The 11,754-nt window shown below is 63.7% G+C and carries 10 protein-coding genes; 7 read left to right on the forward strand and 3 right to left on the reverse strand.

The window, feature by feature from the left end; genetic code table 11:
* The first annotated feature begins 149 nt into the window (after nucleotides 1-149).
* Together BBIA_RS12860 and era are read left to right on the forward strand one after the other, a co-directional pair.
* Nucleotides 150-1,589 carry a hemolysin family protein gene (locus tag BBIA_RS12860; RefSeq protein ID WP_033495477.1) on the forward strand — a complete coding sequence of 480 codons (1,440 nt, stop codon included), beginning with the start codon at nucleotides 150-152 and terminating at the stop codon, nucleotides 1,587-1,589.
* 1 nt (nucleotide 1,590) lies between these two features.
* The gene (gene era / locus BBIA_RS12865) at nucleotides 1,591-2,607 is read left to right on the forward strand and encodes a GTPase Era (RefSeq protein ID WP_193786512.1); all 1,017 of its coding nucleotides are present in this window, start codon (nucleotides 1,591-1,593) and stop codon (nucleotides 2,605-2,607) included.
* A gap of 107 nt (nucleotides 2,608-2,714) precedes the next feature.
* On the opposite strand, the gene BBIA_RS12870 is transcribed toward era, so the two are convergent.
* Nucleotides 2,715-4,751: an AMP-dependent synthetase/ligase gene (locus tag BBIA_RS12870; protein ID WP_033495475.1), complete on the reverse strand. Its 2,037-nt coding sequence runs from the start codon at nucleotides 4,749-4,751 to the stop codon at nucleotides 2,715-2,717.
* Between the two features lie 250 nt (nucleotides 4,752-5,001).
* Between BBIA_RS12870 and BBIA_RS12875 the strand changes: the two genes are divergently transcribed.
* Genes BBIA_RS12875 through BBIA_RS12885 form a run of 3 tightly spaced genes read left to right on the forward strand, consistent with a single transcriptional unit; the run spans nucleotide 5,002 to nucleotide 7,935 of the window.
* Nucleotides 5,002-6,147 (forward strand): NAD(P) transhydrogenase subunit alpha, encoded by a 1,146-nt coding sequence (locus BBIA_RS12875; protein WP_033495472.1) that lies wholly within the window; start codon nucleotides 5,002-5,004, stop codon nucleotides 6,145-6,147.
* A gap of 18 nt (nucleotides 6,148-6,165) precedes the next feature.
* Entirely contained in the window at nucleotides 6,166-6,483 is a 318-nt protein-coding gene (locus BBIA_RS12880; protein ID WP_033495470.1) for an NAD(P) transhydrogenase subunit alpha part 2, read from the forward strand.
* Nucleotides 6,484-7,935 carry an NAD(P)(+) transhydrogenase (Re/Si-specific) subunit beta gene (locus BBIA_RS12885; protein ID WP_033495468.1) on the forward strand — a complete coding sequence of 484 codons (1,452 nt, stop codon included), beginning with the start codon at nucleotides 6,484-6,486 and terminating at the stop codon, nucleotides 7,933-7,935.
* Between the two features lie 64 nt (nucleotides 7,936-7,999).
* Here the strand turns inward: BBIA_RS12885 and BBIA_RS12890 are convergent, their stop codons facing one another.
* A complete protein-coding gene (locus tag BBIA_RS12890; protein WP_033495466.1) occupies nucleotides 8,000-9,013 on the reverse strand; it encodes an alpha/beta hydrolase in 1,014 nt (337 codons plus the stop codon).
* A 298-nt stretch (nucleotides 9,014-9,311) separates the two neighbouring features.
* Between BBIA_RS12890 and BBIA_RS12895 the strand changes: the two genes are divergently transcribed.
* Nucleotides 9,312-9,947, forward strand: coding sequence for a 50S ribosomal protein L25/general stress protein Ctc (locus BBIA_RS12895; protein ID WP_033495465.1), 636 nt, complete (start codon nucleotides 9,312-9,314; stop codon nucleotides 9,945-9,947).
* Between the two features lie 307 nt (nucleotides 9,948-10,254).
* Entirely contained in the window at nucleotides 10,255-11,382 is a 1,128-nt protein-coding gene (locus BBIA_RS12900) for a branched-chain amino acid aminotransferase (RefSeq protein ID WP_033495462.1), read from the forward strand.
* Nucleotides 11,383-11,490: 108 nt separating this feature from the next.
* Here the strand turns inward: BBIA_RS12900 and BBIA_RS12905 are convergent.
* Nucleotides 11,491-11,754 (reverse strand): transposase (locus BBIA_RS12905; RefSeq protein WP_162179176.1); only part of this gene is annotated, 264 nt, incomplete at its 5' end.

Here is an 11,754-nt window from a genome sequence, read left to right on the forward strand (position 1 = left end):
GCCCGACGCGCTCGCCGCGTACGAGGCCAAGCACGGCACCAACCGCCAGCTGGGCCACTGACGGCGGCGTCGGCTCAACCGGCCGACATTGCATCCGGTTCAACCTCAACCGGTCCAACCCAACCACCAACGATCAACAAAGGAACTTCATGCCATCGGACACGTCGGCCATAGCGCTGACCATCATCCTCGTTCTCGTCGCAGCCCTGCTCGTCTGGCTGTCGCTGACCCTGGCCGCCGCGGAAGGCGCCGTTTCGCGCGTGACGCGTGCCAGTCTCAACAACCTGATCCTCGAAGTGCAGACCGACTCGGAAACCTCCCAGTTCCTGCGCATGAAGAAAATCGGCCGCATCCACAAGGTGCAGCATCTGATCGCCGACCGCTATGCCACGGCCGGATCTTGCGCGTTCTTCCGCATCGCGTGCAACGTGCTCGACGGCGTGCTCGTCGCGTGCATCGCGTCGCTGTTCAGCCTGCCGATGTGGGCCGAACTGCTCGCCGGATTCGTGTTCGCTGTGATCGTCGCCGTGGTGTCGATCCTAGTCCGCCCGCGTTCCGCCGGGGCACTCAAGCCGGTCGACATCATGCTCGGCCGGGCCACGCTCGTTTCGATCGCCGTAGCGCTCACCCCGTTCGCGCGTATCGGCGGACAGCATGATCCGAAGAAGCGTGGCCGCGACGATTCTGACCTGTCCGACGACGAGGAGCTCGAGAAGATCCAGCTCGAGCAGGGCCGTGCCACGATCGACCGGCTGGTCGAGGCGAACGACTTTGACCCGGAAGTTTCGGAGATGCTGCGCAACGTGCTCACGTTGTCCGAAACGCTCACGCGCGAGATCATGGTGCCGCGCACCGATATGATCTGCATCGAGAAAACGGAGACGCTGGAAAGCATGCTCAAGCTGTGCTCCCGTTCCGGCTTCTCGCGTGTGCCGGTGATTGGCGAGGACGTGGACGACCTGATCGGCGTGGCCTACCTCAAGGACGCGGTGCGCGCCACTGCGTTCAACCCGGCCGCGATGGGCCGCGAAGTCGGCTCGATCATCCGCCAGCCCATGCTCGTGCCCGAATCGAAGCCGGTCGACGACCTGTTCCACGAGATGCAGCGAACGCGCCAGCACGTCGCCATCGTCGTGGACGAGTACGGCGGCATCGCGGGGCTCGTCACCATCGAGGATGCGATCGAGCAGATCGTCGGCGAACTCGAGGATGAGCACGACCGCACGCAGCATGCCGAACCGGAGAAGATCGGCGACAACAAGTGGAGCATGCCGGCGCGCACACCGATCGCCGACCTTGAAGAGATCTTCGAAATCGACATCGACGAGGACGACGTGGACACGGTGTACGGCCTGCTCACCAAGCTGATCGGCCGCGTGCCGATCGTCGGCGCGTCCGCCGTGACGCGCGGTCTGCGCCTGACCGCGGTCGATTCGGCCGGCCGGCGCAAGAAGGTGTCGACGATCGTCGTCGAACCCGCGCACGTCGAGGGCGTCGGGGAAGATGATTCGGCTGAAAACGACGAGGACAACAATGGCAAGGGCGACGGCAAGGGCCGTGCCGGCCGCGACGACAACGACAAGGAGTAGCATGAGCGAACACGAACAGCAGACGGCGGGTACCGGTCCGACGCATGACCCGGCGCACGATTCCGTGCAGGGTGAACAGCCGTACCGTTCCGGATTCGTCGCGGTGGTGGGCCGCCCGAACGTGGGCAAGTCCACACTGATCAACGCGCTGATCGGCAAGCAGATCGCCATCGCGTCGTCCCGTCCGGAAACCACGCGCAAGGCCATCCGCGGCATCCTCACCACCGACCACGCGCAGCTCGTGCTTGTCGACACGCCCGGCATCCACCGTCCGCGCACGCTGCTCGGCCAGCGCCTCAACGACATCGTCGAGGAATCCCTGTCCGACGTGGACGTGGTCGCGTTCCTACTGCCCGCCGACCAGGAGATCGGTCCCGGCGACCGCCGCATCCTGAGTCGCCTGCGCGCCGATTTCGCGACCAAGCGAGACGACGGCACGTTCAAGTGGAAGGTGCCGCTGATCGCGATCGTCACCAAGATCGACGAGCTCAACCGTGAGCAGCTCATCAACAAGCTCATCGAAATCAACGAATTCGCCGACTTTTCGGACATCGTGCCGGTCAGCGCGCTCGAACACGACAATCTCAACGAAGTGAAGAACGTGCTCATCGACCACACGCCCGAAGGCCCGCAGATGTATCCGGACGATCAGATCAGCGAGGAGCGGCCCGAGGAGACGATCGCCGAGCTCGTGCGCGGCGCGTTCCTCGAGGAACTGGACGACGAGCTGCCGCATTCGCTCGCCGTGGTCGTCGATTCGATCGAATACCCGGAGGACAACGAGTCCGGCGCCGCATACGACGGCAAGATCCATGTGCTCGTGTCCGTGTACGTGGAACGCGACTCGCAGAAGCCGATCATCATCGGCAAGGGCGCGGAGCATCTCGTGCGCGTCAAGAAGAAGCTGCGCACGCCTGTCAACCGTATCGTCGGCGGCAAAGCCAAGCTCGATCTGCACGTCAAGGTTGCCAAGGGCTGGCAGTCCGATCCCAAGCAGTTGGAGAAGCTTGGGTTCTAGCTTCTTCAACTTTTCCGACTGTTTGAGATCGTTTCGCGGTTTACGCTATGGCTCATACGAAGAAAGGCTCCCGAACGGGAGCCTTTCGTGTCATTGGGGAAGAAACGTTACTTCTTCTTGGTGTACATCTGCGTGTTGAGCAGGGTGGCGTAGCGCTTGATGACCTTCGGTCGGATCACCTTGAGGGAGGCGGTCATCAGGCCGTTCTCCTGCGTGAACTCCTCGGGCAGGATGATGAACTTACGCACGGATTCGGCGCGGGAGACGCCCTCGTTGGCCTGATCGACCCACTTCTGCACCTCGGCGCGGACCGCAGCATTGGTGGCGGCCTCCTCCATCGGCATGTCGCGGTCGAGACCCTTCGCTTCCAGCCACGGGCGCAGCGTCTCCTCGTCCAGCGTGATGAGGGCGGAGATGAACGGGCGCTTGTCGCCGAGCACCAAGGCCTGCGAGACGATCTCGCAACGCTGGATGACCTCCTCGATCGGGCCGGGGGCTACGTTCTTGCCACCGGCTGTGATGATCAGGTCCTTCTTGCGGCCGGTGATGTACAGGAATCCGTCGTCGTCCAAACGGCCTAGATCGCCGGTCGCATGCCAGCCGTCCGGCGTGAATGCGCTTTCGGTCGCCTCGTCGTTCTTGTGGTAGCGGTGGAACACGACCGGGCCACCGACCTGGATCTCGCCGTCCTCCGCGATGCGGATCTTGAAGCTCGGGAACGGAATGCCGACCGAACCCTCGTGGAACGGCACGCCGAGCGGATTGAACGCGCACGGCGCGGTCGTTTCCGTCAGACCATAGCCTTCGTAGACCGGGATGTTCGCGCCGCGGAAGAAGTTCATGAGCTCCGGGTCGAGCGGGGCGCCGCCCGAGACGATCCACTTGGCGCGGCCGCCCAGCGCCTCGCGCAGCGACTGGTAGACGACCGGATCGAACGAGGCGCGGCGCACGGCGGTCAGCGTCTTGGCCTTGCCGAACTCGCTGACCTCCTTCATGTACTGCTGCGCCGCGGTGACGGCCGCCGCGAACACGACGCCCTTCGCGCCGTGGCCGGCCTTCTGCGAGGCCGCGTTGTATACCTTTTCGAGCACGCGGGGCACCACGATCATCACGGTCGGCTTGGCAACCTGCAGATCGGCGAGCAGCGTCTTGATGCCGGTCGCGATGTACACGCGCATGTTGGACGCGACGACAATGTAGTTGATCGCGCGTGCGAACGTGTGCGCCTGCGGCAGGAACAGCAGGATAGAGCCGGACTTGTCATGCTGGAGCAGGTCCGGCATGTAATCGCGCAGGTTGAACGCGTCCGTGCAGTAGTTCTCGTGCGTCATCTCGACACCCTTCGGCGCCGACGTGGAACCGGACGTGTAGATGATCGAGCACAGATCGGTCTTCTTGAGTGAGGCGATGCGCGCGTCGAGCTCCTCATCGCTCACCGAAGCGCCGTACGCGGCGATCTCGTCCAAACCGCCCGTCTCGATGCAGATGATGTGCTCGAGCGACGGGCACTCCTCGATCGCGCCGTCCGCCTTGTCGCGCATCGTCGTATCCTGCACGATGAGCAGGCGTGCGTCGGAATTGTTGACGATGTTGCGGATCTGCTCGGCCGAATCGGTGTCGTAGATCGACGCGAGCACGCCGCCGCACGCCATGATCGCCGCATCGGCCAGATCCCACTCGTACGACGTGCGGCACATGAACGCGACCGCGTCGCCCTTCTTCAAACCGTAGTGGATGAAGCCCTTGGCGACCCGGCGCACTTCGGCGAGGAACTCGTTGGCCGTCTTGGTGACCCACTCGCCGTTCTCCTTGTACGTGTACAGCGGGTCGTCGCCCATGCGGCGAGCACGGTCCTCGTACACGCTGTAGATCGTCGTATGCTCATCCAGCGGCGGATTGCCCTGCGTTTCGGCCGTCAGCAGCCCGGTGGTCGGATCAATGAACGTCGTGGTCGGGTATCCCGGACCCCATTCGTCCGTATGCGGCAAGTCGCGTGTTTCGGTGTCGGAGATCTCGTCGGGGGAGACGTAGTCCGGGGCGTCGGACGAATCGTCGCTGACGGGGTGCACAAAGTCGCCCCCCAGTCGCAACGCCTTCTGCACGAGGCCGGTAGCCTGCTTGTTCAATGAGGTGATGACGGACACGAATATCTCCTTGACGTTCTTTCACAACCACTGCTGATGGTCTTCTCAAATGTTGAATAATAATCGTTCTTCCCAAGTCCGTCACCTTACGGTAGCGTAGGCAAACGTGCTGTGCGGCCCGGCGGATGTGCCGCACACGTTTGCAGAAAACCATTCGTCCAGTGGAATCCGACGCACCGAGATTCGCGATGTCCGATACACTGGGGCGCGGAGCAAGGAATGCTTCGACATTAGGAAAGAAAGGGCTCTCATGGCTGAAACCCAGGAAGCCACCGTGAAGTTCGGTGTCCTCAACGAGACATCGTCCGACGAATCCCGCGTCGCGCTGACGCCGGACATCGTCACGCGGTTGCGCAAGGCGGGAATAACCTGCCTGATCGAAAGCGGCGCCGGCATTGCCGCTCACTACACCGATGATGATTACGCCAAGGCGGGCGCGCAGGTGCTGTCCGCCGACGAAGTGGTCGCCAAGGCCGATGCGCTCGGATTCGTCGACCGTCCATCCGCCGCGCTCGTTGCGAAGATTAAGCCCGGCACATGGGTGATCGGCATGCTCGGCTCGTTCACCGACGCCGACTACATTGCCGCGCTCGAACAGGCCGGCATCGTTGGCATCGGCATCGAAAAGCTGCCCCGACAGCTCAGCTCCGCGCAGTCTATGGACGAAATGACTTCGCAGAACTCCGTCATGGGATACAAGGCCGCGCTTGTGGCGGCCAACGCGTACGGATCGTTTTTCCCGATGATGACCACGGCCGCCGGCACCATCCGCCCGGCCAAGGTGCTCATCCTCGGCGCCGGCATCGCCGGCCTGCAGGCCATCGGCACGGCCCGCCGACTCGGCGCGGTCGTCACCGCGTACGACGTGCGCCCGGCCTCGCGCGGCGAAGTCGAATCCCTCGGCGCGAAGTTCCTCGACCTTGGCCTCGACTTCTCCAAGGGGCAGGGCGAAGGCGGCTATGCGCGCGCCCTCACCCCCGAGGAGCAGGCCGCCCAGCAGGCCGCCGTTGACGAAAAGGCCGCCGGTTTCGATGTCATCATCACCACCGCCAAGGTTCCCGGCCGAAAGCCCCCGGTGCTGCTCACCAAGGCCGGCGTAGACGGTCTCAAGCGCGGCGCGGTGATCGTCGACTGCGCGGCCAGCGAACTCGGCGGCAACGTCGAAGGCTCCACGGTCGGCACCACGGTGACTGACGGTGGCGTGACCGTCATCGGCGCGCCGTATCTGGCCAGCGAAGTCTCCAACACGGCATCCAACCTGCTCGCGCGCAACGTCGCCGACGTGCTCGCGCATTTCGTGCGCGACGGCAAGCTGTCCATCGACCTGAACGAGGAACTCGACGACGCGCTCGTCGTGGCCGGACGCCCGGCCGCCGCCGCGCCGGCCGAGGCATAGGCAAGAAGGGGAATCATCATGGATATCGTCGTTGCGATCACCCTGTTCGTTCTGGCGCTGCTCATCGGCGTCGAAGTCATCGGCAAGGTGCCCGCCACCCTGCACACGCCGCTCATGTCCGGCGCGAACTCTATCCACGGCATTGTCATCGTCGGCGTGGTCATCGTCGCCGCGCACGCCACCAGCCCGCTCGCATGGGTGTTCATCTTCCTGGCTGCCGTGCTGGGCACGATGAACGTCGTCGGCGGCTACGTGGTCACCGACCGCATGCTTGAGATGTTCAAGTCCGACAAGTCGAAGAAGAAGGATTCCGAAAAGAACGAGGAAGCCAAGTAAATGGGTACGCTGGCTGAAACGCTGGGCACGCCGCTTGGCGTCGTCGAATGGTTCGTCTATCTGCTGGCCGCGGTCATGTTCGTGATCGGCCTGCACCTGATGAACTCGCCCAAAACCGCCCGTCGCGGCAACATGATCTCCGCCGCTGGCATGATCATGGCCTGCGTCATGGCGTTCATCGTGCTGTTCGTTGGCGAGATCGGTAACGGCTTCCAGCACGGCGTCGCCGTCGCACTGCTGATCGCCGGCATCGCGATCGGCGCTATCGTGGGCGTGTGGAGCGCCAAGAAGGTCAAGATGACCGACATGCCGCAGCTCGTGTCCGTGTTCAACACGGTCGGCGGCGGTGCGGCCGCGCTCGTCGCGCTCAACGACATCCTCAACTCCGAAGATGCCTCAGGTCCGGGCATCGTCGTGCTCATCACCGCAGGCCTTGGCATCATGATCGGCTCGGTTACGTTCACCGGCTCGCTCGTCGCCGCCGGCAAGCTGCAGGGCGTCAAGTTCCTGCGCAAGCTCACCCTGCCGGCCAAGGGCGTGTGGAACATCGCGTTCATCGTGCTCACCGTCATCGCGTTCGTCATGCTGTGCGTGCAGCCGTCCAACGCGGTGCTCTGGTGCATCCTGACCACCGTGTTCGCCCTGTGCTATGGTCTCGTGTTCGTCATCCCGATCGGCGGCGCCGACATGCCCGTCGTCATCTCCGTGCTCAACGCGTGCACCGGCACCGCCGTCGCCATGAGCGGCCTGGCGATCAACAACATCGCGCTGATCGTCGCGGGCGCGCTCGTTGGCGCCGCCGGCGTCACCCTGTCGCTCGCCATGAGCAAGGCCATGAACCGTCCGCTCATGTCCGTTCTCGCGGGCGGATTCGGCGGCGGTTCCGACGCGGCCGGCTCGGCCGACGGCCCCGAGGGCACCATGAAGGAAACCACCGCGGACGACGTGGCCGTGCAGCTCGTCTACGCCGACAAGGTCATCTTCGTGCCCGGCTTCGGCCTCGCTCAGGCGCAGGCGCAGCGTGAGCTCGCCGACCTCGGCGAACTGCTCAAGGGCCACGGCGTCGAGGTCGAATACGCGATCCACCCGGTCGCTGGCCGTATGCCCGGTCACATGAACGTGCTGCTCGCCGAGGCGAACGTGCCGTACGAGGAGCTCGTGGATCTCGACGACATCAATCCGCAGTTCCCGAGCGCGAACGTGGCGCTTGTCGTCGGCGCGAACGACGTCACCAACCCGGCCGCGCGCCGCCCCGGCACCCCGGTCTCCGGCATGCCGATCCTCGACGTCGACAAGGCGCAGAACGTGGTCGTCATGAAGCGTGGCCGCGGCAAGGGCTACGCCGGCATCGAAAACGAGCTGTACTTCAAGGACAACACGCAGATGCTGTTCGGCGACGCGAAGGCGGGATTGCAGGCCGTCATCGCCGCCGTCAAGGAATTGATCGCGTAACGTAATCGCGCAAGAAAGAGCGGCTTCCCTCGTTGATTCGAAGGGAAGCCGCTCTTTCTTGTTTTTATAATTCGAACACGCCGCGCACGAAACCGGTGACCTTGCGCCAGTAGACGTCCGGTGCGGTGCTGGCGCTCATCGTGTGACCCGCGCCGGGCACGAGCAGCTTTTCGCGGTGGATGCTCGCGCAGGCGGTGTAGTTGCGATTGATTGAGGCGGGGGAGACGAAGTCGTCCGCGCTGCCGTGAATGAACAGCATAGGGATCGTGGCGTGACGCAGCGCCCTTGTGCAGGACGCGTCCTCGAACCGGTATCCAGCGTGCTTCCAGCACACTCGGCTCGTGAGCATGACCATCAGCGACGCCAGCGGCAGGGGCAGGCGGAACATCGTCATCGCCGTGTCGGTGAACTGGCGGACCGTCGACGAATAGCCGCAATCGCAGACCGCTGCGACCACGTTGCGCGGCAGGCGGGCGTCGCCGGCCGTCATCATCACCGTCGCCGCACCCATCGAATTGCCGTGCAGCAGCACGCGCGCCTGCGCATCGGCCTTCACGATCAGATCAAGCCAATCCAGCAGATCGAAGTGCTCCAGCCAGCCCATGCCGATATAGCGTCCCTCGCTCAGCTCGTGCGCGCGCAACGCCGGCACCAGCACCGTGAACCCGAGTTTCGCATAATGGTGCGCCCATTTCGCCATCTCTCGCGGCTCGCCGGTGTAACCGTGACAGCAGATCGCATACAGGTGTGGCGTCGGCGACGCGCAGTCCGGGTCGAGCAGCCATCCGTGCAACCGCAGACCGTCACGACTGCGCAGCGTGACCGGCTGTTTCGCCTCGTCGAACCAGGCTTCTGACCGCGCGATGTCATCGGCGTCGCGCACGGGAGCCTGATCGTTGCCGTTGTTGTTGCCGTTGCCGGACTCGGGCTGACGGTTCGGAATCGACCACGGCTTCTTCGTGTCGAGCGCGAAGCGAAACAGCACGTGCGCGGCGGCGATCGTCGATCCGACGGCGATTCCGGCCGCAGCAGTGGCCGTCCCCATTGCAATCATCGTATTCTTGGTGGTCTGCTTCATCGCATCCTCGATTCTGCCTGTTCGCGTGGCGATTTTTCGCTTGCCGAGCGTTGCGCCGGTGAGCGAAAACCGCCATGACTCAACTGCTGCCTTCCATTGTAGGCTCGTCATGTTCGATATGTCCGCCGGCCGTGTATACTAGGTTTCTGTTGCTTTGGCGAGGGAAGACGCAACTTCATGCAGAAGTCCGCATTTTCCGTAATCGACTCGGCGTATGGCTCACCTCCTTGGTGCGTTCTGCGGCGCGTCGTGGCGTCAAACAGACAGAACGACAAGTAACAAACCAAGGAGACCAATCATGGCTACCACCATCAAGCTCGAGGGCGAAGTCCGCGACGAGTTCGGCAAGGGCGCTGCCCGCCGTATGCGCGTCGCCAAGCAGATTCCGGCGACTATCTACGCCGGCGGCGAGAACCCGGTGTTCGTCAAGCTCCCGATGAAGGAGACCACCCTGTCCCTGCGTCACACCAACGCGCTGTTCTCCATCGCGTTCGGCGGCGAGTCCAAGCTGGCCGTCGTCAAGGACGTGCAGCGCAACCCCGTCAAGCGCATTGTCGAGCACATCGACTTCTACGAGGTCAAGGCCGGCGAGAAGATCGACGTCGAGGTCCCGGTGTTCGTCGAGGGCACCCCGAAGGGCGTCGCCGTCGCGTTCGTCGACGTGCAGGAACTCAAGGTCCGCGCCGACGTCGCCAACCTGCCGGAGAAGATCGTCGTGAACGTCGATGGTCTGACCGACGGCACCAAGGTCCTGCTCAAGGACGTCGTCCTGCCGGAGGGCGTCGAGCTCGACATGGATGACCTCGAAGAGTCCGTCGTCACCGTCGAGGTGCCGGAGGATGCCACCGAGTCCACCGCCGCTCCGGAGGCCGCTGCCGACGCTGCCGCTGCCCCGGCTGACGCCGCTGCCGCTCCGGCCGCCGACGCCAAGTGATTTTCCCGCTATCCGTTGATTAGCTGATCGACGAATAGCGTCGAACTCATCATGGGAAAGCCCGTACAGGCGAACTTGTACGGGCTTTTTCCGTATGCGGGAGGGGTGCGTCGTTCGTTGATCGCCCCGCCGTTTCTCTCCATTCATAATGTGAAACTTTCTCACACGCCGAAGCCGGTGTGTGAGAAAGTAAACACCAGAAGTCGGTGCCACAAGCGCCGACTGCACCTATCGGCACATGCCGGCCGCGGTTCACGCAGCACAACGACGACCACGGCGGGCATCTGTACACAAAAAGAAGTTAGCAATGACTGAACAATCTCATCACGATCCCGCGGCGCTTGACAAGCTCACCGAGCCGTTCACCGTCCTGCCGAACGACAATCCGGCCTCCGACGCGAAGCGCAACGAACTCATCGACAAGCCGGCCTTCGGCCAGGTCTTCTCCGACAACATGGCCCACATGACGTGGACCAAGGGCGAAGGCTGGGGCGACCGCCGCATCGAACCGTACGCGCCGCTCAAGATGGACCCGGGCGCTTCCGTGCTGCACTACGCGCAGGAGTGCTTCGAAGGCCTCAAGGCGTACCGCCACGCCGACGGCTCCACGTGGCTGTTCCGCCCGGACGCGAACGCCGAGCGTTTCCAGAACTCCGCCAAGCGCCTGTACCTGCCGGAACTGCCAATCGACGACTTCATCGGCTCCGTGGCCGCACTCGTCAAGCGTGATGTGAACTGGGTTCCGTCCCGTCGCGAATACACGCTGTACATGCGTCCGTTCATGTTCGCCTCCGAGCCGTTCCTTGGCGTGCGTGCCCCGCAAGAGGTCGATTACTGCGTGATCGCCTCCCCGTCCGGCCCGTACTTCCCGGGCGGTGTCAAGCCGGTGAGCATCTGGGTGGAGGACAAGTGGTTCCGCACCGGCCCCGGCGGCACCGGCTTCGCCAAGTGCGGCGGCAACTACGCCGCCTCCCTGCTCGGCGAATACACGGGCATCGCCAACGGCTGCGAGCAGGTGTGCTTCGTGGACGCGGCCACTAAGACCTATCTTGAGGAGCTCGGCGGCATGAACATGATGGTCGTGCACAAGGACGGCCACGTCGAGACCCCGTCGCTGACCGGCAACATTCTGCCGGGCGTCACCCGCCGCTCGCTGATCCAGCTGCTGCAGGACGACGGCCACGACGTCGTCGAGACCATGATCGCGCTCGACCAGCTGCTCGAGGACATCAAGTCCGGCGAGGTCACCGAGGTGTTCGCCTGCGGCACCGCCGCCATCATCACTCCGATCGGCCGCTTCAAGTCCGAGAAGTTCGACGTGACCGTCGCCGACGGCGGTTCCGGCGAGCTGACTGTGGCGCTGCGCAACCAGCTGCTCGGCATCCAGCTCGGCGAGATCGAGGATCCGCACAACTGGATGTGGAAGGTTTGTTAATGGGAATCATTTTCATTAACGAATGATTGGAAAGCCCTTGCAAACGCCAATGTTTGCAAGGGCTTTCCAATATCGGGCTCTTCGCATTTTGGTGTGTAGGGGTGGTGGTTAGAGGTGGGTTTGGATGGCGTGTTTGAATCCGCCGGTGTGGAGTAGGCTTCTGGTGATGTAGTTGTCGAGGTTGCGGAAGCCGAGGCGATGCCTCTGAGGGTTTCGAGTCGGCCGTTGATGGCCGTCGGTGGGCCCGTTCGCCCCGTGGGGGTGGTCGAAGAACGCGAGGATGTCGCTCATGCGTCGTTTGAGGGTGCGGCCGAGCGTGGCGAGTTCGGGGCATCCTGGTGTCGCGCCTTTGACGGCGAGGGATTCGATGAG

Source organism: Bifidobacterium biavatii DSM 23969, assembly GCF_000741165.1.
GTDB classification, from domain to species: domain Bacteria; phylum Actinomycetota; class Actinomycetes; order Actinomycetales; family Bifidobacteriaceae; genus Bifidobacterium; species Bifidobacterium biavatii.

Bases quoted from the DNA above. Each gene is read 5' to 3' on its own strand.
- BBIA_RS12885 (WP_033495468.1), top strand. From the start codon at position 6,484: ATGGGTACGCTGGCTGAAACGCTGGGCACGCCGCTTGGCGTCGTCGAA.
- BBIA_RS12875 (WP_033495472.1), top strand. From the start codon at position 5,002: ATGGCTGAAACCCAGGAAGCCACCGTGAAGTTCGGTGTCCTCAACGAG.
- BBIA_RS12860 (WP_033495477.1), top strand. From the start codon at position 150: ATGCCATCGGACACGTCGGCCATAGCGCTGACCATCATCCTCGTTCTC.
- BBIA_RS12895 (WP_033495465.1), top strand. From the start codon at position 9,312: ATGGCTACCACCATCAAGCTCGAGGGCGAAGTCCGCGACGAGTTCGGC.
- BBIA_RS12880 (WP_033495470.1), top strand. From the start codon at position 6,166: ATGGATATCGTCGTTGCGATCACCCTGTTCGTTCTGGCGCTGCTCATC.
- era (WP_193786512.1), top strand. From the start codon at position 1,591: ATGAGCGAACACGAACAGCAGACGGCGGGTACCGGTCCGACGCATGAC.
- BBIA_RS12890 (WP_033495466.1), bottom strand. From the start codon at position 9,013: ATGAAGCAGACCACCAAGAATACGATGATTGCAATGGGGACGGCCACT.
- BBIA_RS12900 (WP_033495462.1), top strand. From the start codon at position 10,255: ATGACTGAACAATCTCATCACGATCCCGCGGCGCTTGACAAGCTCACC.